Source organism: uncultured Actinomyces sp. (assembly GCF_963526355.1).
Classification (GTDB): domain Bacteria; phylum Actinomycetota; class Actinomycetes; order Actinomycetales; family Actinomycetaceae; genus Actinomyces.
This window is the reverse complement of sequence record NZ_CAUROW010000033.1, coordinates 1-23,323: the sequence shown is the minus strand read 5'-3', so window position 1 is coordinate 23,323 and position 23,323 is coordinate 1. Positions and strand designations below refer to the sequence as shown.

Genomic DNA, 23,323 nt, shown 5'->3' with positions numbered 1-23,323 from the left:
TGGAGTGGAACCCGCTCAAGCAGTGGCTCGACGTCGCGGTGGGCCTCTACACGGGTACCGGGGTTGAAGCGGGGGAATGGCTCAGGCTGCTCCTGGCGCTGCCACTGATCGCCTGCTGCGTCGTGGCGGGGGCGCGGATGTGGAGGCGGCGCTCATGACAACGGGAACGACTGAACTCGCCGCCGGAGCCCGGCGCGCCGGCTTCTGGAGCACTCCGGGGCCTGCTCGTCTCACGCTGGGGCTCGTCCTGGTGATCCTGATCCTCAAGCTGCCGACGGCCACCATTGCGCTCCTGCTTCCCGAGGGGTACGGAACGCTGGTTCCCGCCAGCGGAGGCGGCAAAGAAGTGTGGATCTCGTTGAGCTGGACCGCCTTCACCCTGGTCGTGCTGGGTGTCCGTCACTGGATCGGGGCGGTGTCGGCGATCTGGCTCCTCGCGCTGTCGGCCGTCTCCGGAGGGCGGTTGCTGGTCGCCGGCTATATGGCCTGGGGGCTCTGGCAGATGGTGAGCTCCCTGGTGGGGCTGATGGCCCTCGCGCTGGCGCTGCGGGCGAGGGGCTTCAGCAGGAAACGTCGCAGCACTGACGGTGCTGACAGCCGGTGACCGGCGCCCTTGCACCCTGTGCGCAGTGGCCCGGCAGCAATACTGCCGGGCCGCTGAGGGCCCGGAGATGTGGGGGACAAGACGTCCCGAACGAGGTTGTCTGATGTCTAGGGAGATGACAGAATCCGACTCATGAGCAACGAAGCCATGCAGGTCCGCGCACTGCGGGGCCGTGTCGTCACCCCCGACCGCATCATCGGCGATGGGGCGGTCGTCCTGTCGGGAACTCACATCGCGTGGGTCGGGCCCGCTGACCAGGCCGCCAGGGCCGGCTTCGGAGACGTCGTCGAGCAGGCGCAGGCCGCACCCGAGGGCGGCTACCTCCTGCCGGGACTGGTGGACGTCCACTGCCATGGCGGTGGCGGCGAGTCCTTCCCCAACGCCGAGACCGCCGAGCAGGCGATGGTCTCCGTGCTCGAGCACCGCCGCTTCGGCACCACCTCGCTGGTGGCCTCCTGTGTGACGGCCGCTCCCGACGTCCTGCGCGCACGTACCCGGGTGCTGGCTGGGCTGTGTGAGGCCGGCGAGCTCGCCGGCATCCACTTCGAGGGACCCTTCGTCTCGGTCGAGCGCTGCGGCGCCCAGGACCCCACCTACATCATCGACCCCGACGCCGCCCTGACCCGCGAGCTCATCGAGCTCGGCGACGGGCACGTCGTCACCATGACGATCGCCCCGGAGAAGCCCGGCATCACCGGCGATGACGGCGTCAACGCGGCCCTCATCGAGGGCGGGGCGCTGCCCTCCTTCGGGCACACCGACTCCGAGGCGGCCCCGGTGCGCGCCGCTCTGGCCGACGCCGCCGCCCGCATCGCCGAGCGCCTCGAGGCCGGCAAGGCGGTTCGTGCCCCGCGTTCGACCGCCACCCACCTGTTCAACGGCATGCGTCCCATGCACCACCGCAAGCCCGGGCCCGTGCCCGAGTTCCTGGCGGCCGCCCAGCGCGGCGAGTGCGTCCTGGAGATGATCGGCGACGGTGTGCACTTGAACCCCGCCATCGTCCTGGACATGTTCGAGACCCTGGGGCGCGACAACGTCGTCCTGGTCACCGACGCCATGGCCGCGGCCGGCATGGCCGACGGCGACTACGTGCTCGGCTCCCAGCCGGTGACCGTGGCCGACGGCGTCGCCCGCCTCACCGAGGGCGGCGCTATCGCCGGGGGGACCGCCCACCTCATCGATGTCGTGCGCACCACCTGGCATGGGGGAGTCGACCTGGTCGACGCCGTCTACGCCGCCAGCGTCCAAGGCGCACAGATCCTCGGTGACCCATCCGTGGGGGCGTTGCGGGCGGGCCTGTGGGCCGACGTCGTCGTCACCGACGCGGAGCTGAGGCCCGTCACTGTGCTGCGCCGCGGCGAGGCGGTGGAACCCGCCGCCTGAGGCGCGCGGCCTAGAACCACCGCCCGATCCTCCCACGCCACCGGCCCTTACGGGTCCCAGCAGTCTCTTGTCATGTGGGAGCCGTTCGCCCCGACCTGAACCGCCAGGTCGGGGCGAACGTGTGGTGCGGGGCAGGTGGGCTGTGGGCCTAGCCGGGCAGTCCTAGGAGGCGGCGGGTGTAGACGGCTTGGCCGGAGTGCTGGGCGGCGTCGTCAATGACCGAGGCCAGGCGCACAGCCCGGGTGACGGGCGGGTCCCAGGAACTGTCGACGATGTCGTCGAGCGTCTCCGGCGTGAGGGAGCGCAGGTAGGTGGTGGCGAGCGCGTAGGCGTCGTCAAGGTAGGAGAAGAGGAGGCTGATGTCGCCGACGACGACCTGGGCGGCCTGCTCGGGCGTGTGGTGCCAGTCCTGGGTGTCGTCGGGCAGGGGCAGGGCGAAGCGTTCGCGGTGGCCCTCGGTGATCCAGACGGGCTCGACGCCCGCCAGGGGCGCGACCTGGATGTCGAGCTCGCGGGCCGTGTGCCAGGCCAGCCAGGTCAGGGAGTCGATGCGGGGCGCCAGGTCCGGGGCGGGCTGGGTGTTGGCCTGCTCGAGCGTGACGCCGTCGAAGGCGCGGTCGAAGCGCTCGCGGGAGCGGGACAGGACGTCAATGAGCATCTCAAGAGTCGTCATGATGTCAGGCTACGCGTCGGATCCGGGCCCGCGGCCGGTGTTTCACGGGACTTATGTGCTGTCGCCCGGCTCCGGGTATGGGGATGGTGTGTTGTGTCGTGTTGTTTGTTCGTCTTGTGTGGGTTGAGGTTATGGGATGTAAGGTGAGGTGGATGGTTGGTTGAGGTTTGTTTGGTCTTTGGGGTTGTCTTCTTCTTGGTGTTCTCGGTGTCCTGTGTCTGTGATGCCCGTCCTTGGCAGGCGTGTTCGTGCCTGATGTCTCGCGTTGTGGGGGTAAGGGTGCGGATAGGTGGCCTAAGGTGCGAACGTGTGCGCTGGGGGCTGGGTGGGTTTAGTGGCCTTGGGCTTGTTCGGCGTCGTCGGTGAGGTAGGTGATGATGCGTACTAGGTCGTAGGGAGTGGAGGTCTCGTTGGTGGTGATGGTGCCGTCGATGGTGCGCCAGTCGGTGTCTCCTTGGGGGCGGTATCGGGTGGTCCAGGTGGTGGTGAGGGTAGTGGTGACGTCTTGGGCGGTGTGCTTGTAGTGGTGGGTGACGGTTTGGTTCGGGTAGGGGGCTCCGGGGTCGGTGGTGGTTGTGGTGGTGCCGTCGCCCCAGTTCCAGGTGTAGGAGATGGGGGTGAACTCGATCTCGACGGTGGTGCCCAGGATGGTGGTGGTCTGGTAGTGGGGGCTGGGGTCGGTGTAGACGATGAAGGCCTTGGAGATGACGACCTTCGCCCCTGGGGGCTGGCGGGTGATCCCCGAGCCGGAGGCGATGAGCGTGGCCGCCTGGCGGGTGGTGATCGTGACCGTCTGGGGACCACCACCGGCGGCGGGCTGCTCGGGCTGGGAAAGTCGACGCAGCTGCTTACGATGGCATGCGTACTTGGCCAACCCGTTGTCGTCTTTCTCTGTTGAGCAGCCCCGGTGAGGCTGCTCCTCCCACATCGACGGATCCGACGCCGTCACCTTCACACGAGGTGCAGACGCAGGGTCGCCGGAACCTGAATCAGGGATTTCGATTTCTTGCGACACCTCCCCAGTGATCCCGGACCTATCCCCAGAATTTGTTGCAGTAATAGCAGGATCCGGAGCCGAGGATATGGACTGAGGTTCTGCGGTCGTCGGAAATAGGAGGACTGCAGATAATGCTACTGCAAGTGAATTCGTCATTTGTTGACCACCTCTCCTTCGCCAATCATCCATTTTCCATTGACGTAGTGGACACCAAACTTAAGCTCCTGACCCTCAATTGCTTCAGTTACGTTGGGGCTGGCATTTTGATAGTATGAAATGATCTGCCCGTAGTTGATGTGGACATGGACGAGGTTGTAGTTATAGCCTTCAAGTTTCTCGTAATACGCGATGTCTGTGATTTCTTGTTCCCATTTGTTGGCCCAGCCGCCGCCCTTGTGGAGTTCGGCCGCTCGATCGATGACTGATTTGCAGAAGACGCACTGGTCTTCGCTGATGGTTTCAAGTTCGGTGGTGTTGCCGGTCATGAAGGCGTAGCGGTAGAGGTCGAGGAAGTAGCCGACGCTGGCCGCCGCTCCTTCCGCGGTCTCCTCGTTCATCTGTGGGGGCTTGTCGGGTGCGGGTTCGGCCAGGGCGGCGTCTCGTTGGGCCCGCAGCTCGGGGCTCAGAGCGGCCTCGCGGGAGGCGGTCGCCGACGCGTTGGCGTCGGCGATCCCCTGCTCGGCGCGAGCGACGGCCGCCGAGGCGCTGGCACTGGCACTCACGCTGGCCTCAGCACGCGCGCCCCTCATCGAGCAGGCCCCCACCCCCAGCAACAGCACGCACACCACCAGCCCCACTGCCACCCTCCGGGGCCCAGGACGAGAACCAGACCAACTCAGGCGCCCCGACCGCGCTGGCCTGCTCAGCTGTTGCGGTCCTCCCACCAGGGCCTCCCGTTCGGCAACATCGCTGGAGCTGTCGCGGTCTGGGCGGGCCCGAGGGTCATGTCTTGCGAGACGCCACCCCGGTAGGGTTTGTCGGCCACGGCTGGCTGCCGTCTGCCACGCACTCACAGGCGTTAGGGATCGTAGGGACGCACGCAACACGGAAGCCTCCTCGCCACCGAAACAACTCCATACACCGCCGGGCCGGGCAGCACTGCCCGTCCGGGCGGTGTATTGACATTACCTGCACCATCACCCCTCCCGCCAGACCCTGAACCACCCTGTGGAAAACCCGGAGCCGGACTCCCACGAACTCCTCATAGGGACGGCAGAACCCGTGCAGCCCCGGGTGGCTCTCGGCGCGTACGAGAGGATCGGCAACCCGCATGCTGCCCTGCTGCAGCCCGTCGCTCCCGGCTGGGGTGGGGAGAGTCGTTGTGGCTGTGCCAGCTGTGCTCATCCTTCGCCAACTGACCTGATACGAATCGAGCGTGACTCACCACCACCCTGACCCGACCCCGGCGACGATCAAGCCATCCAGTCCAGATGGACCCGCTCCACCCGACCTCGCAGAACTCCAACAACCATCACGCAGCCGAAAGAACACCCCACAAGCCCGCCCGTTCATCCCAGAGCACGCACAGCCCAAGACACCGAGGACCGTGCCAACACTGAACCGGAAGATCCCGAAGCCCATTCTCCCTAGCAGCACCAACGACCGGAACACTTCATCATCAGTACTGGCCGTAGCGAACCCCAACTCGTCGTAGACCTCGACCAAGGCGTTCCACAAGTGTTTGGCACTGCTGGAAGTGATCGGCAAAGCGATCTGAACAGGCCTCCCATCACCGAAATCGAACTCGTCTTGGATGGCGACCAACTGTTGACGGGCAACCGTCTTCAGCAACTCAACATCCACCTCTGTGTGAGCAGGCCTAATTATGTTCCTGTAAGGCACAGTCCACGCAACCGATTGAGAGCAGCGTGTAACTCGTAATGTCGAGGCCTTGCCAAATGACCTGGGTGCCCGTTGAACGGTGACAACCAGTCGAGCCCATCTGTGTCGATGCGGCCCTCAACTGCGAGTATCAGATCTCTGATGGACATCCGACCGTCGGCGAGTGCCGTGATCCTGTCGAGGGCTCGGGCGATGGCCTGATTCTGTGCTGGGTCGACGAGCTGGGACACAGCGCTGAGGTTGATCGTCTCACCCGCGAATAGGATTGTCGTACCTCTCGATTTTGCTGGCTTCTGGTTCACCTCTCGCACTAGAGAGCTTGGAGTCGGGACCCGGGAGGCCCAATCGTAGGAGAATACTGGAGAACTGGAATTCCTTCCAGTCCTTCCAGCCTCCCAGGACTCTGGGGCGATCTTGCGCGCCTCGTTCGTGACGTCGTGCGCTACGTAGTGGTCGAGCGAGATGATCCGATCAGCGACGCTGAAAAACGCTCCAGAACCCCCGGCCACGAGGATTGTCGAGACTCCAAGCTCGGTGAATATCGGCTGGACACGGTCAACGAACGGCGTAATGGGCTCCCTGTCCGCTGGGATCAGGGTGCGCATAGGCTCGTCTCGGATCATAAAGTTCGTTGCTGATGTGTCCTCGTCGATTAACAGTGTCGACGCACCAGCATCGATGGCCTCGACTAGGTTCGTAGCTTGAGAGGTCGAACCGCTGGCATTTGTGGTGCTGAAGGACCGAGTATCGATACCAGAGGGAAGGTTCGAGATAAATGGTGAAATATTGACGCCGGTGACGGCACGGCCGTCCTCGGCTCTGATGCTGACTGCATCGGCGCGGCTGATGACCCATTCCCGGCCGTCGCCGGCGACATGAGGATAGACGCCGCGTTCGATCGCGCGGAGAAGAGTCGACTTGCCGTGGTAGCCACCTCCAACGATGATAGTCACGCCTTCAGGGATGCCCATCCCTGCAATCCGTTTTCCACTGGGCAGTTGAAAGTTGACGCGCAGACTATCCGGGCTGCTGAAAGGTACTGCAGCTTTGTCGGACAGGGGGAGGTCCGAGTCTCCAGAACGACGAGGCAGGATTGCACCATCGCCAACAAAGGCGACTAGACCCCTGGGAGACAGCTGGGATCGCAGCCATTCTTGATCTCGGTGCAGGACCACGTGCTCTCGAAGGGCGCGCTGGTCGAGATTCGCGAACACGAGCGACGCCTCGGTAACCTTCGGCAAGAGAGAGGTCAGGAGCTTCGAGGCTTTAAGGCCACGGGCTCTGCGTCCCGATGCAGGCAGTCCAACATCGATGCGTGCTTCGATACGGTCTGAGGCGATGACGACGCTGGTGCGTTCGAGGATTTCCTGGCCTGGCTGGCCGATGCTGACTAACCCACTATTCCCAGTTCCGGAGGGGGGTGGTAGCACATGGTGGGCGATCTCGGAGAACCGGCGTGTGAGGAAGTCGGCGACCGCTCGTCGTCCGGTCACGTCATTGGTCAGATCAGCAGGAAGCTTTGCTGTGTTAGGGTCGAGGATAACTCGCATACGTGATGGTGGAGCGTAGGGATCGACCTGAACGTGGTCAATGGCTAGTTGGATGGCGCCGAGCTGGTAGGTGCCTATGAGCTGTTTGTACGAGGCATACCCCCGCCCGTCGATTTGGGTGAGGGTACGCTCGAGGGTCTTGCGATTAGGCATGACTGTCCTCGGGGATAGCGACGTTCTGGAGGCTGGGCAGCCTAATAAGGGCTACGCCGCCAAGTATTGAGAGCACGACAGCAGCGATTACCATCGCGGTGATGAATCCGGTCTTCTGGACTCCAAATCCGGTCATTAGTGGTCCGATAGTAAGACCTGCTGCGTATGCGAGGTTGTAGAGCGCGAATGAGCCGCCGAGTGTTGGAGGGGTCGATCGGAATCCTTGTTCGCTGATGAGCGTGGTGGCCGGGGCGAGCAACATTGCCGACGACAGGCCTAGAATGCCCATGCCGACAGCGACCTGCCAGATGCTGGTCGACCAGCCGAGAACAAGCAGTGCGGCAACGACGGCCACAATACCGATGCCGATAAGCAGTCGAGGCGATACTGAGGCGACGAATCTGCCCACGATTGGGTTCGCGATGATACTCACGAGCGCGGCGACGCCGAAGAGCACGCCGATCGTAGTGCTCGTCGCCTGTGCTCCCAGGTGGCCAGGAAGTACTGGTTGCACCGCAGCGAGGACCGCGGCCCCGATCGCGATCGCGGCAACGATGGAGGCAGATCCCGGTACCCGAAGCACGGTGAAGGGCCCAGCTGTGTCATCGGTTTGTCGGGGCGACCCTGGAATGAAGGCTACTAGCAGAATGAGATCAACGATGGCGACGACCGTTGCCACCAAGAATGGCGAGGCCGGCCCAAACGCGTCAACGAGGAAACCAGCCAACGGCGGACCGACAAGTACGCCTAGGGTCACGGTGGACATTGCGATACCCATCATCTGACCACGTTTATCAAAACCTGTTGTGGCTGCAATGAGTGACAAGGCCGCGACCCATGCGACGCCGCCAGCTATCCCCTGGACGAAGCGGGCGACTAAGAGGAGCCAATAGGGTCCGCCGGTGGCAAACAGTAGGGTTGCAATCGCTAGAACGATCAAGCCGGTCACGAGCAGACCCTTTGGACCGCGGCGATCGACGAGGCGTCCGGCGAAGAGCGTGGCAACCACCATGGCCACCGCATACGAAGCGAAGAGGATACCGGTTGCGGCTTCACCTTGTTCGACGACTGCGGGTAACAGTGGCAGCACCGGGATGGCGAGTCCCTGGAGAAGCATGTCGGTGAAGAGAATGGCTCCGGCCACGGCGGTGGCACGGGCTGGAGTCGCACTCGCTGCGCGAGAGGTAGGGGTGGTAGTCATTGAGAAGTGAGTCCTTAGATGTCGAGCAACCCCCTCACCAGTGCCGCGATAGCGGCGTCGAGTTCGTCGGGTTGCGGAATGTCTTGCGGTCGGTTCACTGCAGTCACGGTGAACCCTTGAAGAAGTACAAGCACGAGGCTGGCGATCTCTCCCGATGTGGGGAAGGCACTGTCTCTCTCGGGCTTGGATATGAGGCTTTCGATGCGGTCGTGCCATTCATCGAGGGCGCTGTTATGTTCGGAATACTCAAGGGCTTGTGGGGCAACGAGGACTGTCGTTGATGCCAGGGCGCGGAATCGCGCGTCGCCAGTGAGGAGTCGAGTGAACTCAGTCAGCAGCCCCTTCAGTGCATCGCGGGTCGATGTGTCTGCCGCGCCATTGTCTTGAGCAAACAAACGCTGTCCATAATCGCGCCAGCCCCATTCAAGCGCCTCGGTCAGTAGGGCCTGCTTGTCGCGGAAATGGTGGTTCAGTGCGCCGCGTGTGACGCCTGCGCGCTCTGCGACATACTCGAATGTTGCCCCCCGCCACCCCTTCTCTTCGAAGGACTTCAGTGCTGCTTTCAGCAGCGCGACGCGGGTTTTTGCCGCGTCTTCAGCGGTTCGTCTCATATATACAAGTTAGCACGTATCTTAGTTTGGGGTCAACAACTCCCAGCCGTTCACGAGGATGCTTCGGTCGCGGGTCGCTGTTGACTCATATGCCCTGCCTCGACGGCTGTGCTCGCGGCGAGTGCTTTCAACCGCCCTCGTGCAGCAGGGTGATCTAGCCCACGATGAAGCTGTGGACCTGGTGTGTCGGGGTACCGGTCTGATCAACGCGGTCGAGAAGCCTCTCGCTCTAGATCCGCCATCCGAGTTCGAGAGCTTCTTGCAGCAAGTTGGTTCTGCTCTTGAAGTGGCGGTGGACCCAGTCTCGAGTCACTCCCGTTGCGGAGCCGCTCTGCTTGTATCTCGCCTCTTGTAAGCCTTCTCGGGCAAATGACTCTAGTGCTGCGAGCAGGATGTGTGTGGGCTGCTCAGGCCTCTTCCTCGGTATGCCGCACCCCAGTTCTCCTTCCCTACGCGAGTGAGTGTCGCTACGTCTGGCTAGACCTGGGTGCGTGATGGTCCTACGTCCTGTAGTGAGATGACCGGCCGTCGTCGTGGTGGGCCAGTGGTGGGAAGACCGCGGGTTGGTGGCGGGCCCGTGCCGTGCTCAGGCGAAGACGACGGTGCGGTGCCCGTTGAGCAGTACCCGGTGCTCGGTGTGCCAGCGCACCGCCTGCGCCAGCACCCGGCGCTCGACGTCCTGCCCCTTGGCCTGCAGCATGGACACCGAGTCCTCGTGACCGGCCCGCGTCACGTCCTGCTCGATGATCGGCCCCTCATCGAGGTCCGCCGTCACGTAGTGCGCCGTCGCCCCGATGAGCTTGACCCCGCGCTCGTGCGCCTGGGCGTAGGGGCGCGCCCCCTTGAAGGACGGCAGGAACGAGTGATGGATGTTGATGACGCCCCCGTGCAGCCGCTCGCACAGGGCGGGGGAGAGGATCTGCATGTAGCGGGCCAGCACCACCAGCTCGACGTCGAGGGAGTCCACCAGACTCAGCAGCTCGGCCTCAGCGGCCTCCTTGGTCTCCTTGGTGACTGGGATGTGGTGGAAGGGCACCCCGTAGAACTCGGCGACATCCCGCAGCTTCTCGTGATTGCCCACCACGCCGACGACGTCGACCGGCAGCCCCTGGCTGCGCGCCCTGAAGAGCAGGTCGGTCAGGCAGTGCCCCTCCTTGGAGACCATGATGAGGGTGCGCATCGCCCGCCCCACCTCATCGAGGCTCCACTCCATCTCGTACTCGCCGGCCAGCTCGGCCAGGTCCTTCTCCAGCTCCACGCGCGGCACGGTGGTGAGCACCTGGACCCGCATGAAGAACAGGCCGGTGGAGGAGTCCCCGAACTGCTTGGACTCGGTAATGTTCCCGCCGCGGCGCGCCAACGTGCCGGTGACTGCGTGGACGATACCCGGACGGTCGGGGCAGGACAGGGACAGGACCAGGTGGGCTGCGGAGTCGGATTGCGCCGTGGAATGAGCCATGGCCTCAGCCTAGTCGGCGCTCGCGCCAGTTGACGACGGCGAGCACCAGCCAGGTGGTCACGATGAAGGGCCAGGTGTAGGTCGGCACCGGGATCGCCGTGAAAACCCGGTCCACGACGACGGTGAGCACCGATCCCACAACCGCCAGCACCCAGGCCCGCCTCCCGGGAGGCAGGAGGACGACGCCGATCGCGATCGCCGTCAGGCACGGAGAGTATCCGCCCAGACCGTGCGCCGCCTGACCGGCGGGAACGAGTGCCAGCGTTGCTGCCGTTCCGACGACACTGCCCAGCAGCGCTGCCGTACCGACTCTCCACCCGGCGATGAACAGCCCGGCCAGGATCAGTGCGCCGCCGACCCAGGAATCGACGAGCACCACCTGGGACTCTCCCGTCAGCACCGCCTCCGGGACCAACCACGCCGTCGACCCACTGACCGGCGCCGGATCCGGCACCATCGGCGCGTCGATCGCCCTGAGCAGGGCCGTCAGCAGGCCGGAGACGATGCAGAAAGGAGCCGTGAGCGCCGGGAGCCCGACCGGGGTGAGGACGCGCTCCAGAGCGCGGTGGACCGCGGGGCACGCCGCCGCCCCGACCACGGTGACCAGCGTCGCCGGCCAGAACACTCCCATAGCGGCCCAGGCCGCTGCTCCCACCAGCGCCCCGTTGTAGCCCTGGAGACCATCACGGACACGCAGATCCAGCAGCCGGGCCGCCACCGTCGACACCGTTGTCCCAAGGACCACCTCAAGGGCCATGCGCGGTGAGTAGACGGCGATGCCGGCCACGATGAGCAAGCCGGTGAATGCATGGGGCTGGAGGAAGATCTGTCCCACCCCGCGCCCGAGCGCGCTCACGCCGGATGAGACGATCGAGGGGACGGCCGCGGTGCCCGCTCCGGGAGCCGGGTGGTGGGACTGATGAACAGATGACTGAGGCATGAGGGACTCCGATCGATGGAGACTCGGGAGGTGCCCGCCGCCCAGGCGAGCGGGCCGTTGCTAGTACTTGCGCAGGTTGAGTCTCGGCGCGCCGAACCACCGGCGGCGCAGGAGCTCGCTGATGTCGAGCATGAGAGCGGTGAGACGGGTCGTGTCGTCACCCAGCGCCCGTGCGATGAGCCCCGGTCCTGGCACCTGCGTCACTGCGCCGCGCACGCCGTCGACCTCGAGCAGCTCGCCGATCTCGGTGACGAGGGCGGCATCGACCCGGGCGTCGAGTGCCGTGAAGGAGGCCAGGTGGCTGTGCCCCTCCAGGGTTCCCAGACCCGCCATCCCGGCCTCACCGGGGACCAGGCGCAGGTTGTCGATGACGGTGCTCCGGCCGCCGACGCGGATGTCAGTGCGCATCCGCACGCAGTCGTACCCGAAGGCCGAGCCGTCCGGGGCCCAGCCGGGGGTGAGGACCTCCAGGGACATGAAGGTCGCCGTCGGGTCCATCTCAACCAGGGTGGTCTGCCGGTAGGAGGACTCCCGGTAGGCGATGACCTGGTCGGGAACGAGCTCCAGCACGGCCCCCGGCCCCAGGCTCACCCGGGTGTCCTGGCGGACCGGGCAGGTCGGGGTGCGGTAGATCTTCGTGGCCGCCTGCGTCGTCAACACGACGGAGGCCCCCTGAAGGACCTTGACCTCGGTGAGGTAGGAGTCGCCGTCCAGGTACCCGCCTCCGGGATTGACCACGTAGTAGGCCACCTGTCCGGTCCCATCGAGGTACAGCGGGCGGAACACTCTTAAGGCCCCCCGGTGGTACTGGTCGACGGCGATGCTCCGGTCGCCGTCCCGGGCGATCCGCAGGTGCAGCTCGCCGGTGGTGCTCACGGCTCCAGGTCCGTCATGAGCACGTCGTGGTGAATCCACTCGATGACCTGCTCCAGGCCCTCATCGGTCTTGAGATTGGTGAAGCAGAAGGGCTTGTCGCCCCGGAACACCTTGGAATCGGCCTCCATGACCGCCAGGTCGGCGCCGACGTGAGGGGCCAGGTCCGTCTTGTTGATGACGAACAGGTCGGACTTGATCATCCCCTGACCGGCCTTGCGGGGAATCTTCTCGCCCTGGGCGACGTCGATGACGTAGATGGAGAAGTCGACCAGCTCGGGGGAGAAGGTGGCCGAGAGGTTGTCGCCTCCCGACTCCACGAACACCACCTCCAGGTCGGGGTGGCGCTCCACCAGCTCTGCGATCGCCGCCTCGTTCATGGAGGTGTCCTCACGGATGGCCGTGTGCGGGCAGCCCCCGGTCTCCAGCCCGACGATGCGGTCCACCGGCAGAACCCCCTGAGCGGCGAGGATCTTGGCGTCCTCGATCGTGTAGATGTCGTTGGTGACGGCGGCCATGGAGACCTCCCGACTCATGGCCCGGGTGATGCGCTCGATGAGCTGGGTCTTGCCCGCCCCCACCGGGCCGCCCACTCCGATACGGACCGGACCGGGGTGCTGTGGGCCGGCGGCCTGCTCTCCGGGTGCATCAGTGAGGGCCCGGCTGGTTGCTGATGTCATGAGGTTCTCCTCAGTGGTTCTTTAGTTCTTCAGGACATGAACATGCGGGCGCGCTGGCGCTCGTGCCGCATTTGGCTGATCTCGATCCCGGGCGCGGCGGCACCCAGATCCATCTCGTCGAGGCCCCCGATCCGCCTGACCGCGGCGCGGACATCGTCGCGCACCGAGGCGATGGCGCGCTGACCGGCGTCCTGCCCCAGGGGGATGGCTCGTACGGCGTTCTGCGTCAGTGAGATGACGCTGGAGTGGAGGTATGCCGCCGTGACCGCCGCCGGCGGCGCCGTGAGCACGTAGCCGGCGATCGCCAGCACGATGGCGGGGTGGGCGCAGCACACCTCCGCGTCGACGAGCACTGCGTAGCGGCTCAGCAGCCTGTCGCCGTCGGTGCCTTCCAGGGCCAGGCGGGCGATGGTGAGCAGCCGCCGTCCCATCGTGATCCCGGCCCGGCGCACCTGGATCGGCACCGCCTGAGCCACGAGGAGCTCGTCGAGGTGCGCGATCGCCTCCCAGTCGTCCGCCACCACCGCCTCGAAGGCCAGCCGCAGCCCCAGCCCCTCGGAGAAGGTCAGCTGGGTGGACACGAGCGCGCGCAGCCAGGACACGAAGGAGGCCTCGTCGTCGACGACGCCCTCGCAGATGTAGGTCTCCAGCCCGAAGGAGTGGGAGAAGGCACCCGTGGGCAGCGCGGAGTCGCACAGCTGGGCCAGCGGCAGCTGCCAGCACACGGGCTCGTCCCACTTCGGGGCGCAGGGGTCAGTGAGTGTGCTCGGCATGGCGGAAGGGGACGGGCATGGACCGCTCCATCCGCGCGTGACGCACCCCCAGGTGCTCCAGGTAGTGCTCGGCGGTGTGGTCGTACTGGATGACCATGACGCCGTCATGCCCCTCAAGCCCGGGGAAGGGCTCAGTGGGTCCGAAGAACTGGGCAGGCAGGTGCCGGTTGCCCAGGTTATGGGCGACGACCCCCATCTCGCGCACCGTGGCGGGCGCGATGACCAGGACGTCGGTGGGCTCCAGGCGCACGACGACGATTCCGCGCTCGTTGCGAAGCAGAATGTCTCCCTCGCGCAGGTCCGGCGCGCCCGGCGCGAGCCGGATGCCGAGCTCGGTGCCGTGGTCCGAGCGCACTCGTTGGATGCGTTTAGTGAGGTCGGTCAGGGGGAGGAGCACGCTCTCAATGTGCACGTCCTCAAGGTCCTCGGGAGGCAGGTCGTGGATATTGCCTGAGATGGACTCGATGATCATGAAGGCTCCAGGATGAGAGGTCAGAAGAGGAAGTAGCGCTGGGCCATGGCGAGGACCTCGGCGGGCTCGCAGGTGACCCTCTCGCCGTCGACGGTGACCTCGTAGGTCTCGGGATCGACGGCGAGTGCCGGAGTGGCGTCGTTGAAGGCCATGTCCGCCTTCGTCAGCCGCCTGACCCCGCGGGCCGGGCAGACCTTCTTACGCAGCCCCAGGCTCTGGGGCACTCCCGCACCGATGGCCGCCTGGGACATGAAGGTGATCGAGTTGGACGCCGGTGCCGCCCCGTGGCCGCCGAACATGGTGCGCATGAGCGTGGGCTCGGGGGTGGGGATCGAGGCGTTGGCGTCGCCCATGACCGCGGAGGCGATCTGGCCCCCCTTGAGGATCAAAGACGGCTTGACCCCGAAGAAGGCGGGATCCCACAGCACCAGGTCGGCCCACTTGCCCACCTCCACGCTGCCCACGACCTCGGCGATCCCGTTGGCTCGCGCCGGGTTGATCGTGTACTTCGACACGTAGCGCTTGATGCGCAGGTTGTCGCCGCCCTCCGGGTCCCCGACGAGTCTGCCGCGCGTCTTCTTCATCTGGTCGGCCAGCTGCCAGGTGCGGATGACGACCTCACCGACGCGTCCCATGGCCTGGGAGTCCGACGACGTCATCGAGAACACGCCCAGGTCGTGCAGCACGTCCTCGGCCGCGATCGTCTCCGGACGAATGCGCGAGTCGGCGAAGGCGACGTCCTCCGGGATGGCGGGGTTGAGATGGTGGCACACCATGAGCATGTCGAGATGCTCCTCAGCGGTGTTGCGCGTGAAGGGCAGCGTCGGGTTGGTCGAGGACGGCAGTATGTTGGGGTCCTGCGCCAGGGTGATGATGTCGGGGGCGTGGCCGCCGCCGGCGCCCTCGGTGTGGAAGGTGTGGATGACTCGTCCGCCGATCGCGCGGCGGGTGTCCTCGACGAATCCGCACTCGTTGAGCGTGTCGGTGTGGATGGCGACCTGCACGTCGAACTCGTCGGCGACCTTGAGCGCCTCGTCGATGACGGCGTGCGTGGCACCCCAGTCCTCGTGGATCTTGAAACCGACCGCACCGGCGCGCAGCTGCTCGGCGAGAGGCTCCCGGGCCGAGGCGTGGCCCTTGCCCAGCAGGCCGATATTCATGGGGAAGTCCTCGATCGCCTGGAGCATGCGGGCCAGGTTCCACGCCCCGGGTGTGATCGTGGTGGCGTTGGTGCCGTCGGCGGGTCCTGTCCCTCCTCCGATCATGGTGGTCATGCCCGAGGCCAGGGCGGTGGCGACCTGGGTGGGGGAGATGAAGTGAATATGGGAGTCGATGCCTCCGGCCGTCAGGATGCGGTGCTCGCCGGCGATCACCTCCGTGGAGGTGCCGATGACGATGTCGACGTCGTCCATGATGTCGGGGTTGCCCGCGGCGCCGATAGCGCTGATGACGCCGTCGCGGATGGCGACGTCGGCCTTGTAGACACCGGTGTGGTCGATGATGATCGCGTTGGTGATGACGGCGTCGGGGATGTCCTCGTCCCGCGTGCGCTGGCCGTTGTGGCCCATTCCGTCGCGGATGACCTTGCCGCCTCCGAAGACGGCCTCGTCGCCACGGTGGGTCAGGTCCCGCTCGATCTGGGCGAAGAGGTCGGTATCGGCCAGGCGGACGGTGTCCCCGGTGGTGGGGCCGTACAGAGCGGCGTGCTCCCGACGGCTGAGTTCCTTGCTCATGATGTGCTCCTGTGCTCTCAGCCCTGGACGGGGCCGTTCGTCTTGCCTGCCAGCCCGAAGACCCTTCGTGCTCCCGCCAGCGCCACCAGGTGGACTGGTCTGGAGTCGCCCGGCTCGAAGCGAACGGCGGTTCCGGCCGGAATGTCGAGGCGGAAACCGCGAGCGGCCTGCCGGTCGAAGGACAGTGCGGAGTTGACTTCGGCGAAGTGGAAGTGCGAACCGACCTGAATGGGACGGTCCCCGGTGTTGAGGACGTCGAGGTTGAGGGTGGGGCGGCCCTCGTTGATGGTGATGGTGCCGCTCGCGAGCCGGTACTCGCCCGGGATCATGGCAGCCTCCTGCGAATCGGGTCGTGGACGGAGACGAGCTTGGTTCCGTCGGGGAAGGTCGCCTCCACCTGGACCGCGCGGATCATCTCGGGGACTCCCTCCATGACGTCGTCGTAGGTCAGCAGGGTGGTCCCGTAGGCCATGAGATCCGTGACCGTGCGCCCCTCTCGGGCTCCTTCGAGGATCTCAGCGGTGATGTAGGCGACTGCCTCGGGGTGGTTGAGTCGAATCCCTCTGTCCTTGCGTCTTCGTGCCAGGTCTGCGGCGACGACGATGAGTAGCTTCTCCTGCTCACGAGGGGTGAGGTGCATCGGGACTCTCCCAGAGACGGTTCGGAGCGGGCGCATAAGCGCGAGCTTGTCCGCGTGTGACGGACGCTTATAGGCAACGCCTGACGTGTTACGTGAATATTTCCGGTTAGTTGGCGGTGAGGTGCACAGGTGCTTCCGCCTCATCGGTTTTCCGCGTCGTTGCAGGGTGATGCTGATTATGATTGAAGTGCCGCCGTTCTTCGGTGACCGGGGTCGATGCTGAGGAAAGGAAGGGGCGGGATGCACGTTGTCGCGCATCCCGCCCCTGCGGAGGTGGACCTGGCCGTCAGCCCTGACGGGCCTTGAGACGGGGGTTCTTCTTGTTGATGACGTAGGTGTGACCGCGGCGTCGGACCACCTTGGACCCCGGCTGCTTGGCCAGGGACCGGATCGAGGCGCGAACCTTCATGGGTGGCTCCTCTCCCTCCTTCTGTGCTGCGAGTGGGCGTGGGGCATTGCGGCAGTGGGGCTGCCGTGCCTGCGGGGCTAGCGCGTGCGCTTGCCGTAGCGGCGCTCGAACTTCTCCACCCGGCCGGCCGTGTCCAGGATGCGGCCCTGGCCGGTCCAGAACGGGTGCGAGGCGCTGGAGACCTCGACGTCATAGACCGGGTAGGTGCTGCCGTCCTCCCACTCGATGGTCTCCGACGACGTCAGGGTCGAACGGGTCAGGAAGGCGAAGTCGGCGGACTTGTCGCGAAAGACGATGGGCTGGTAGCTGGGGTGGATCCCAGGACGCATACGAGCTCCTTGGATGGGGGTGGATGTGAATGCTGACATGGTGAACGGGTGACGACGGCGGTGCTGTGAGGGGAGCGGCTACGACTGTGTCGCGCCGTGAGCCCCGGCGGGCGAGGGCTCAGGCGAGGGCTCACAGGCCGCGCCCTGCTCGCGTCCGCCTACCAGGAGGACTTGACGATGCCCGGAAGCTCGCCGTGCAGCGCCATCTGGCGGAAGCGCACCCGCGAGGTCCCGGTGACGCGCAGGTGCCCGCGCGGGCGCCCGTCCACCGCGTCGCGCCGACGCAGACGGGTGGGGGAGGCGTCCCGGGGCAGCGCGTGCAGCGCCGCCATCGCCTCATCGCGCTTCTCCTGACTCAGGTGAGGATTGACCGAGGCCCGCTTGAGCTCGGCACGGCGCTCGGCGTAGCGCTCGACCACCTGCTGGCGCCGCAGTTCGGCGGCGATCTTGGACCTCTTGGCCATCAGCGAGACTCCTTGTACTCCACGTGTCGACGCACCACCGGATCGAACTTGCGCAGCACCAGCCGGTCGGGGGTGTTGCGACGGTTCTTGCGGGTCACGTACGTGTGCCCCGTCCCCGCGGTGGAGACCATCTTGATGATCGGCCGCAGGTCCTTTCCTCCCTTGGCTCCGCTCATGACAGCTTCTCCCCTCGGGCGAGCATCCGGGCCACGACGACGTCGATGCCCAGCTTGTCGATCGTGCGGATGCCCTTGGCGGACACCGTCAGGCGCACGGTGCGCCCCAGTGACGGCACCCAGTAGCGCTTGCGCTGCAGATTGGGGTCCCAGCGCCGCGGCGTGCGCTTGTGTGAGTGGGAGACGGACCGGCCGAAGACCGGCCGGGCCCCCGTGACTTGGCAGTAGGTGGTCATGGCGAGCATGATATAAGAATGATTCTCAGTTTCGTCAACTCTGCTGGAGGACCTCGTGACCGATCCCTCGGATGACTTTGCCGGCAACTGCGCTGACATCCCCGACTCCTCGACCGCAGTCGACGGCCGGCACGCCCTGGCCGTCATCGGCGCCGTCGACCCCGTGCTGCTGGACCTGGTCGACCTCTCCCTGGCCGGCCAGGACTCCGTCGTCATCCGTGCCGGGCTCCACTTCGGCGCCGACGACGAGGCCGAGATCGGTCAAGCCGATGACGACGATCTGGTCCGGCTCGTCAGTCACAGCTCGGCCGATGGCTTCGACGACGACCCGGTCACGCTCGACGTCCCCATGCCCTACACCTGCCCCACCTGCTCCCTGCGGGAGGTCCTGGCCGCCGTCGCCCAGGACCGCGCCGCCCAGGAGCCGGGCGGCACCACCGTCATCCTCCTGCCGGCGGCCATCGAGCTCGCCCACCTCCTGCCCGGCCTGGCCGAGGAGCTCGCCGGCACCGGCGTGAGACTGGCCGGAGCCGCCCACGTCCTGGACGCCACGACAGCCCTGGATGAGCTCCTCGAGCATCGTCTGCTGGCCGCCTTCCCCGGCGACTCCCGCTGCACGGGCGCCGTCCACCTGGCTAACCTCGGCTACGCCGACGTCGTTCTGGCCCTCGGGTGCGACGAAGACCCCGCTGGCGCCGACCTCATCGAGCATCTGCGACCCCACGACGCCCTCCTGCTCCCCGGCCTTGACGCGCCCCTCCTGGAGATCCTGAGTGGCCTCACCCATGACGCCGCCGCCTCCCTGAGCCGCATCCATCCCGCCACCACCAGCGCCTGGGGCGGCCCCGACGAGCACGGTGTGTGGACCCTCGACCTCAGCGCCTCCCTGCCCTTCCACCCCGGGCGCTTGCGTGCCCTTGTCGTCGACCTGGCCGGTCAGGGCCTGTGTGCTCGCGGCTGCTTCTGGCTGCCCAGCCGCCCCGGCCGGGTCTGCACCTGGGAGGTCGCCGGAGGTGCCGTGAGCGTCGGCGACGCCGGAACCTGGGCGGAGGTCCCGGCCGCTCCGTTGGATGCCGGCGATGACGCAGCCCGCGAGCCCCGCTGCCACCTCGTGGTCACCGGTGTCGGCGATGAGGAGAGGCGCGAGCAGGTGCGTCGCGCCTTCGCCCGGATCCTCCTGCGCCCCGAGGAGATGGCCCAGGCCCTGGCCTGGATCGGTGCCGACGACGGCCTGGGCGACTGGTTCGGGCAGGAGAGCCAGGAGGGTTGAGCACCCATCCCCGTGGCGCGAGCCCCACCCCGAGGCGGTGCGGGGCGGCACGGCTCCGCCGCGGCGCGGTAGGGTGTTCCCGTCGCGACTGGCGCCGGGTGGATCACCACCGGGGAGCGGCACGAACACGACTCCGGGGTCGCCCGCCTGGGCCACGGATCGCCCACCAGTGCGCGCACAGCCGCCTGCCACGGCGCAGCGTGCGCCCCACACCTGAGGAGAGACATGACCGCGCAAGCCGTCACCCCGTCCCTGAACCAGCCGCTGGCCGAGCTCGACCCGGACATCGCCGAGGTCCTCACCGGCGAGCTCGCCCGCCAGCGCGAGACCCTGGAGATGATCGCCTCGGAGAACTTCGTTCCCCGGGCCGTCCTGGAGTGCCAGGGCTCGGTCCTGACCAACAAGTACGCGGAGGGCTACCCGGGCCGCCGCTACTACGGCGGCTGCGAGGTCGTCGACGTCGCCGAGTCCCTGGCCATCGAGCGCGCCAAGGCCGTCTTCGACGCCGAGTGGGCCAACGTCCAGCCCCACTCCGGGGCCCAGGCCAACGCCGCCGTCCTCCACGCCCTGGCCGCCCCCGGCGACACCCTCCTGGGCCTGTCCCTGGCCCACGGCGGCCACCTCACCCACGGCATGAGGATCAACTTCTCTGGCAAGAACTACAACGCCACCGCCTACGGCGTGGACGAGACCACCATGCGCATCGAGATGGACCAGGTGCGCGAGGCCGCCCTGCGCGAGCGCCCCACGGTCATCATCGCCGGCTGGTCCGCCTACCCCCGCCACCTCGACTTCGCGGCCTTCCGTGCCATCGCCGACGAGGTTGGCGCCGCCCTGTGGGTGGACATGGCCCACTTCGCCGGACTCGTCGCCGCCGGCCTGCACCCCAACCCCGTCCCGCACGCCGACGTCGTGTCCACCACCGTCCACAAGACCCTGGGCGGCCCCCGCTCCGGCATGCTCCTGTCCAGCCGCGCCGAGCAGTGGGGCAAGAAGCTCAACTCCGCCGTCTTCCCCGGCCAGCAGGGCGGCCCCCTCATGCACGTCATCGCCGCCAAGGCCGTGGCCATGAAGATCGCCGGAACCGAGGAGTTCCGCGAGCGCCAGGAGCGCACTGTGCGCGGCGCCGCCCTCATCGCCGAGCGCCTCGGGGCCGACGACGTGCGTGCCGCCGGCGTCAGCCTGGTCACCGGCGGTACCGACGTCCACCTGGTGCTGGTCGACCTGCGCGACTCCTCCCTGGACGGCCAGCAGGCCGAGGACCTCCTGCACACCGCCGGCATCACGGTCAACCGCAACGCCGTCCCCTTCGACCCGCGTCCTCCGCGCGTCACCTCCGGCCTGCGCATCGGCACCCCAGCCCTGGCCACCCGCGGCTTCGGCGACGCCGAGTTCACCGAGGTCGCCGACATCATCGCCGCCACCCTCATCCACGGCGCCGCAGGAACCGCCGACGACGAGACCCTGGCCGCCCTGCGCGGCCGCGTGCGCGCCCTGACCGACGCCTTCCCCCTCTACCCGGGACTGGCTCAGTGAGGGCCCCCTGGAACGGGGCGGCCCGGGTCCTGGACGGCAAGGCCACGGCCGCCGCCCTCAAGGCGGAGCTCAAGGAGCGTGTCGCGGCGCTGCGCGAGCGCGGCGTCATCCCCGGCCTGGGCACGGTCCTGGTGGGGGAGGACCCCGGCAGCGTCAAGTACGTCGCCGGTAAGCACGCCGACTGCGCCGAGGTCGGCATCCTCTCCATCCGCGAGGACCTGCCGGCCACCGCCACCCAGGCCGAGGTGGCCGCCGCCGTCGACCGCCTCAACGCCGATGACGCCTGCACCGGCTACATCGTCCAGCTCCCGCTGCCGGCGGGCGTGGACACCAATGCGATCCTGGAGCGCGTCGACCCGGACAAGGACGCCGACGGCCTGCACCCCACCAACCTGGGGCGCCTGGTGCTGCGGGCCTCGGGACCCATCGACTCGCCCCTGCCCTGCACGCCGCGCGGCTGCATCGAGCTCATGGAGCGCCACGGCATCGACCTGGCCGGCCGCAACGTGTGCGTCGTCGGTCGTGGCGTCACGGTGGGCCGCTCCATCGGCCTGCTCCTGGGGCGCAAGGACGTCAACGCCACTGTCGACATCTGCCACACCGGCACCACGGACCTGGCCGCCCACGTGCGCCGGGCCGACGTCGTTATCTCCGCGGCTGGCAGCCCCGGCATCATCACCTCGGAGATGGTCGCCCCCGACGCCGTCGTCCTGGACGTGGGCGTCTCACGCGTCGTCGATCCCGCCACCGGCAAGGGCCGCATTGCCGGCGACGTCGCCGACGGCGTGGACGAGGTGGCCTCCTGGCTCTCACCCAACCCCGGCGGCGTGGGGCCCATGACCCGCGCCCTGCTGCTGGCCAACGTGGTCGAGACCGCGGAGCGCTCGCTCTCAAGGGGCGCCGTTCGCCTGACCGGCCGATAACCTTGGGACCATGACGGATGAGTCCCACGGCGCCCACCCCTCCCAGTCCCACCAGCCCGTCGACCCGGCTGAGTCGGCTGATTCCGCGAAGGCCTCGGAGCCCGAGCCGACTCAGCCGGATGCAGGTCCTCCAGAGCCTCAGGACGCACCGGACGTGGCCGATTCTCAGGATCCGCAGCCGCAGAAGACCGGCCCGCGCCGTCGGACCCTGCTCCTGGGCGCGGCCGGGGCAGGTGTCCTCATCGTAGGAGTAGTCCTCCAGGCGCTCTCGCTCTTCTCAGGCCGGCGCTGCTGCGTCGACGTATTCCCCATTCCCACGGACACGGAGGACTCGCCGGCCTCGGCCGCCTACCGCCCCGCCTACCACTACAGCCCCGCCAAGGGGAACCTCGCCGACCCCAACGGCCTGGTCCTCCACGAGGGCGAGTACCACCTCTTCCACCAGCAGGACGGCACCTGGGGCCACGCGATCAGCTCGGACATGGTGCACTGGGACCGCATGTATGCGGCCCTGGAGCACGACTCGCAGGGGCTGGCCATGTCCGGCAGCTGCGTCGTCGACGGCGCCGACACCTCCGGCCTGGTCAAGGGCGGCGGCATGGTGGCCGTCTACACCTCCACCGAGGGCGGCGAGGCCCAGTCCCTGGCCTACTCCACCGACCGGGGCCGCACCTGGCATCGCTTCTCCGGCAACCCCGTCATCCCCAACGACGGGCGCAAGGACTTCCGCGACCCCAAGGTCTTCTGGCACGAGGACTCCCAGGCATGGGTCATGATCGTCTCCGTCGGCGACCACGTCTCACTGTTCCGCTCCAGAGACCTCAAGGCCTGGACCCACGCCAGTGACTTCGGCCAGGGCATCGGCTCCCACGCCGCCGTGTGGGAGTGCCCCGACCTCTTCCCCCTGACCGACTCCAGCGACGGGCGCACCCGCTGGGTCATGACCCTCTCGGTGGGCGCCAACGAGGAGACGGCCGGCTCCACCGCCCAGTACTTCATCGGGGACTTCGACGGCTCCGTCTTCTTCCCCGAGGACCACGAGACCCGGTTCACCGACGCCGGCCAGGACTTCTACGCCGCACAGAGTTTCGAGAACATCGAGGGCCGCCGCGTGTGGATGGCCTGGCTGGGCAACTGGAACTACCCCTACTCCCTGCCCACCGGCGACTGGCGCGGCGAGATGAGCATCCCGCGCGAGCTGTCCCTGACCACCCTGAACGGTCAACGCACCCTTGTCCAGAAGCCGGTCCCCGAGCTCGACGCGCTGCGCGGCACGGCCACTGACCTCGCCGGTCTCACGGCCAGCGACACCGCCGGCGGTGCGGTGACCGAGCTGGGTCAGGGCCGCACGGTCGAGATCGACCTGACCCTGGACGTCTCCCAGGCCTCCGAGGCC

General features: G+C 67.1%; 26 protein-coding genes and 1 riboswitch. Of the genes, 6 read left to right on the top strand and 20 right to left on the bottom strand.

The genetic code is table 11. The annotated features are described in order from the left end of the window. Nucleotides 1–154 precede the first annotated feature (154 nt). Nucleotides 155–604 (top strand): hypothetical protein, encoded by a 450-nt coding sequence (locus RWR81_RS08170; RefSeq protein WP_314456694.1) that lies wholly within the window; start codon nucleotides 155–157, stop codon nucleotides 602–604. A gap of 147 nt (nucleotides 605–751) precedes the next feature. Beyond that, nucleotides 752–1,987 carry an amidohydrolase family protein gene (locus tag RWR81_RS08165; protein ID WP_314456696.1) on the top strand — a complete coding sequence of 412 codons (1,236 nt, stop codon included), beginning with the start codon at nucleotides 752–754 and terminating at the stop codon, nucleotides 1,985–1,987. A gap of 148 nt (nucleotides 1,988–2,135) precedes the next feature. Here RWR81_RS08165 and RWR81_RS08160 read toward each other — a convergent pair whose 3' ends face one another. The 20 genes from RWR81_RS08160 to rpmB form a co-directional block, all read right to left on the bottom strand. Beyond that, nucleotides 2,136–2,660 (bottom strand): DUF664 domain-containing protein, encoded by a 525-nt coding sequence (locus RWR81_RS08160; protein ID WP_314456692.1) that lies wholly within the window; start codon nucleotides 2,658–2,660, stop codon nucleotides 2,136–2,138. A gap of 331 nt (nucleotides 2,661–2,991) precedes the next feature. Beyond that, nucleotides 2,992–3,534, bottom strand: a complete 543-nt coding sequence (locus RWR81_RS08155; protein ID WP_314456690.1) for a zinc transporter — start codon at nucleotides 3,532–3,534, stop codon at nucleotides 2,992–2,994. A gap of 275 nt (nucleotides 3,535–3,809) precedes the next feature. Further along, complete coding sequence (locus RWR81_RS08150; protein ID WP_399498244.1) at nucleotides 3,810–4,448, bottom strand: DUF6318 family protein; 639 nt, start codon at nucleotides 4,446–4,448, stop codon at nucleotides 3,810–3,812. A 1,032-nt stretch (nucleotides 4,449–5,480) separates the two neighbouring features. Beyond that, nucleotides 5,481–7,202, bottom strand: a complete 1,722-nt coding sequence (locus RWR81_RS08145) for an ABC-ATPase domain-containing protein (RefSeq protein WP_314456686.1) — start codon at nucleotides 7,200–7,202, stop codon at nucleotides 5,481–5,483. After that, nucleotides 7,195–8,403 carry an MFS transporter gene (locus RWR81_RS08140; protein WP_314456684.1) on the bottom strand — a complete coding sequence of 403 codons (1,209 nt, stop codon included), beginning with the start codon at nucleotides 8,401–8,403 and terminating at the stop codon, nucleotides 7,195–7,197. Before RWR81_RS08140 ends, RWR81_RS08145 begins: the two co-directional genes overlap by 8 nt. A gap of 14 nt (nucleotides 8,404–8,417) precedes the next feature. Continuing rightward, on the bottom strand, nucleotides 8,418–9,014 hold the full coding sequence (locus RWR81_RS08135; RefSeq protein ID WP_314456682.1) for a TetR/AcrR family transcriptional regulator: 597 nt from the start codon (nucleotides 9,012–9,014) through the stop codon (nucleotides 8,418–8,420). Nucleotides 9,015–9,600: 586 nt separating this feature from the next. Next, on the bottom strand, nucleotides 9,601–10,473 hold the full coding sequence (purU, locus tag RWR81_RS08130) for a formyltetrahydrofolate deformylase (protein WP_314456681.1): 873 nt from the start codon (nucleotides 10,471–10,473) through the stop codon (nucleotides 9,601–9,603). Nucleotides 10,474–10,477: 4 nt separating this feature from the next. Next, a complete protein-coding gene (locus RWR81_RS08125; RefSeq protein WP_314456679.1) occupies nucleotides 10,478–11,413 on the bottom strand; it encodes an urea transporter in 936 nt (311 codons plus the stop codon). Nucleotides 11,414–11,473: 60 nt separating this feature from the next. After that, nucleotides 11,474–12,289: an urease accessory protein UreD gene (locus tag RWR81_RS08120; protein ID WP_314456677.1), complete on the bottom strand. Its 816-nt coding sequence runs from the start codon at nucleotides 12,287–12,289 to the stop codon at nucleotides 11,474–11,476. Then, nucleotides 12,286–12,966, bottom strand: a complete 681-nt coding sequence (ureG, locus tag RWR81_RS08115; protein ID WP_314456675.1) for an urease accessory protein UreG — start codon at nucleotides 12,964–12,966, stop codon at nucleotides 12,286–12,288. Before ureG ends, RWR81_RS08120 begins: the two co-directional genes overlap by 4 nt. Before the next feature lie 29 nt (nucleotides 12,967–12,995). Then, complete coding sequence (locus RWR81_RS08110; protein WP_314456673.1) at nucleotides 12,996–13,739, bottom strand: urease accessory protein UreF; 744 nt, start codon at nucleotides 13,737–13,739, stop codon at nucleotides 12,996–12,998. Beyond that, nucleotides 13,720–14,211, bottom strand: a complete 492-nt coding sequence (gene ureE / locus RWR81_RS08105) for an urease accessory protein UreE (protein ID WP_314456671.1) — start codon at nucleotides 14,209–14,211, stop codon at nucleotides 13,720–13,722. Before ureE ends, RWR81_RS08110 begins: the two co-directional genes overlap by 20 nt. Before the next feature lie 20 nt (nucleotides 14,212–14,231). Next, a complete protein-coding gene (gene ureC, locus RWR81_RS08100; protein ID WP_314456669.1) occupies nucleotides 14,232–15,944 on the bottom strand; it encodes an urease subunit alpha in 1,713 nt (570 codons plus the stop codon). Between the two features lie 17 nt (nucleotides 15,945–15,961). Further along, entirely contained in the window at nucleotides 15,962–16,273 is a 312-nt protein-coding gene (locus tag RWR81_RS08095) for an urease subunit beta (protein WP_314456667.1), read from the bottom strand. Continuing rightward, complete coding sequence (locus RWR81_RS08090; RefSeq protein WP_003782040.1) at nucleotides 16,270–16,584, bottom strand: urease subunit gamma; 315 nt, start codon at nucleotides 16,582–16,584, stop codon at nucleotides 16,270–16,272. The genes RWR81_RS08095 and RWR81_RS08090 overlap by 4 nt, the downstream gene beginning before the upstream one ends. A 286-nt stretch (nucleotides 16,585–16,870) precedes the next feature. Continuing rightward, nucleotides 16,871–16,993 (bottom strand): type B 50S ribosomal protein L36, encoded by a 123-nt coding sequence (ykgO, locus tag RWR81_RS08085; RefSeq protein ID WP_003782012.1) that lies wholly within the window; start codon nucleotides 16,991–16,993, stop codon nucleotides 16,871–16,873. A gap of 77 nt (nucleotides 16,994–17,070) precedes the next feature. Then, complete coding sequence (locus tag RWR81_RS08080; protein ID WP_314456664.1) at nucleotides 17,071–17,322, bottom strand: type B 50S ribosomal protein L31; 252 nt, start codon at nucleotides 17,320–17,322, stop codon at nucleotides 17,071–17,073. 158 nt (nucleotides 17,323–17,480) lie between these two features. Then, nucleotides 17,481–17,786 carry a 30S ribosomal protein S14 gene (gene rpsN / locus RWR81_RS08075; RefSeq protein WP_314456662.1) on the bottom strand — a complete coding sequence of 102 codons (306 nt, stop codon included), beginning with the start codon at nucleotides 17,784–17,786 and terminating at the stop codon, nucleotides 17,481–17,483. Next, nucleotides 17,786–17,962, bottom strand: a complete 177-nt coding sequence (gene rpmG / locus RWR81_RS08070) for a 50S ribosomal protein L33 (protein ID WP_003782014.1) — start codon at nucleotides 17,960–17,962, stop codon at nucleotides 17,786–17,788. The genes rpsN and rpmG overlap by 1 nt, the downstream gene beginning before the upstream one ends. Further along, on the bottom strand, nucleotides 17,959–18,198 hold the full coding sequence (gene rpmB / locus RWR81_RS08065; protein WP_314456656.1) for a 50S ribosomal protein L28: 240 nt from the start codon (nucleotides 18,196–18,198) through the stop codon (nucleotides 17,959–17,961). Before rpmB ends, rpmG begins: the two co-directional genes overlap by 4 nt. Before the next feature lie 55 nt (nucleotides 18,199–18,253). On the opposite strand from rpmB, the gene RWR81_RS08060 reads away from it, so the two are divergent. The 4 genes from RWR81_RS08060 to RWR81_RS08045 form a co-directional block, all read left to right on the top strand. Then, nucleotides 18,254–19,468, top strand: a complete 1,215-nt coding sequence (locus tag RWR81_RS08060) for a GTP-binding protein (RefSeq protein ID WP_314456654.1) — start codon at nucleotides 18,254–18,256, stop codon at nucleotides 19,466–19,468. 74 nt (nucleotides 19,469–19,542) lie between these two features. Then, nucleotides 19,543–19,628, top strand: a riboswitch (ZMP/ZTP riboswitch). Between the two features lie 65 nt (nucleotides 19,629–19,693). Then, the gene (glyA, locus tag RWR81_RS08055; RefSeq protein WP_314456653.1) at nucleotides 19,694–21,004 is read left to right on the top strand and encodes a serine hydroxymethyltransferase; all 1,311 of its coding nucleotides are present in this window, start codon (nucleotides 19,694–19,696) and stop codon (nucleotides 21,002–21,004) included. Next, nucleotides 21,001–21,927 carry a bifunctional methylenetetrahydrofolate dehydrogenase/methenyltetrahydrofolate cyclohydrolase gene (locus tag RWR81_RS08050; RefSeq protein ID WP_314456651.1) on the top strand — a complete coding sequence of 309 codons (927 nt, stop codon included), beginning with the start codon at nucleotides 21,001–21,003 and terminating at the stop codon, nucleotides 21,925–21,927. Before glyA ends, RWR81_RS08050 begins: the two co-directional genes overlap by 4 nt. Before the next feature lie 10 nt (nucleotides 21,928–21,937). After that, a partial coding sequence (locus tag RWR81_RS08045; RefSeq protein WP_314456650.1) for a glycoside hydrolase family 32 protein occupies nucleotides 21,938–23,323 on the top strand: 1,386 nt, incomplete at its 3' end.

Bases quoted from the DNA above. Each gene is read 5' to 3' on its own strand.
- purU (WP_314456681.1), bottom strand. From the start codon at position 10,473: ATGGCTCATTCCACGGCGCAATCCGACTCCGCAGCCCACCTGGTCCTG.
- RWR81_RS08165 (WP_314456696.1), top strand. From the start codon at position 752: ATGCAGGTCCGCGCACTGCGGGGCCGTGTCGTCACCCCCGACCGCATC.
- rpmG (WP_003782014.1), bottom strand. From the start codon at position 17,962: ATGAGCGGAGCCAAGGGAGGAAAGGACCTGCGGCCGATCATCAAGATG.
- glyA (WP_314456653.1), top strand. From the start codon at position 19,694: ATGACCGCGCAAGCCGTCACCCCGTCCCTGAACCAGCCGCTGGCCGAG.
- RWR81_RS08110 (WP_314456673.1), bottom strand. From the start codon at position 13,739: ATGCCGAGCACACTCACTGACCCCTGCGCCCCGAAGTGGGACGAGCCC.
- RWR81_RS08080 (WP_314456664.1), bottom strand. From the start codon at position 17,322: ATGCGTCCTGGGATCCACCCCAGCTACCAGCCCATCGTCTTTCGCGAC.
- RWR81_RS08140 (WP_314456684.1), bottom strand. From the start codon at position 8,403: ATGACTACCACCCCTACCTCTCGCGCAGCGAGTGCGACTCCAGCCCGT.
- ureG (WP_314456675.1), bottom strand. From the start codon at position 12,966: ATGACATCAGCAACCAGCCGGGCCCTCACTGATGCACCCGGAGAGCAG.
- RWR81_RS08090 (WP_003782040.1), bottom strand. From the start codon at position 16,584: ATGCACCTCACCCCTCGTGAGCAGGAGAAGCTACTCATCGTCGTCGCC.
- RWR81_RS08160 (WP_314456692.1), bottom strand. From the start codon at position 2,660: ATGACGACTCTTGAGATGCTCATTGACGTCCTGTCCCGCTCCCGCGAG.
- ureC (WP_314456669.1), bottom strand. From the start codon at position 15,944: ATGAGCAAGGAACTCAGCCGTCGGGAGCACGCCGCTCTGTACGGCCCC.
- RWR81_RS08095 (WP_314456667.1), bottom strand. From the start codon at position 16,273: ATGATCCCGGGCGAGTACCGGCTCGCGAGCGGCACCATCACCATCAAC.
- RWR81_RS08135 (WP_314456682.1), bottom strand. From the start codon at position 9,014: ATGAGACGAACCGCTGAAGACGCGGCAAAAACCCGCGTCGCGCTGCTG.
- RWR81_RS08145 (WP_314456686.1), bottom strand. From the start codon at position 7,202: ATGCCTAATCGCAAGACCCTCGAGCGTACCCTCACCCAAATCGACGGG.
- ureE (WP_314456671.1), bottom strand. From the start codon at position 14,211: ATGATCATCGAGTCCATCTCAGGCAATATCCACGACCTGCCTCCCGAG.
- rpmB (WP_314456656.1), bottom strand. From the start codon at position 18,198: ATGACCACCTACTGCCAAGTCACGGGGGCCCGGCCGGTCTTCGGCCGG.
- RWR81_RS08170 (WP_314456694.1), top strand. From the start codon at position 155: ATGACAACGGGAACGACTGAACTCGCCGCCGGAGCCCGGCGCGCCGGC.
- RWR81_RS08125 (WP_314456679.1), bottom strand. From the start codon at position 11,413: ATGCCTCAGTCATCTGTTCATCAGTCCCACCACCCGGCTCCCGGAGCG.
- ykgO (WP_003782012.1), bottom strand. From the start codon at position 16,993: ATGAAGGTTCGCGCCTCGATCCGGTCCCTGGCCAAGCAGCCGGGGTCC.
- rpsN (WP_314456662.1), bottom strand. From the start codon at position 17,786: ATGGCCAAGAGGTCCAAGATCGCCGCCGAACTGCGGCGCCAGCAGGTG.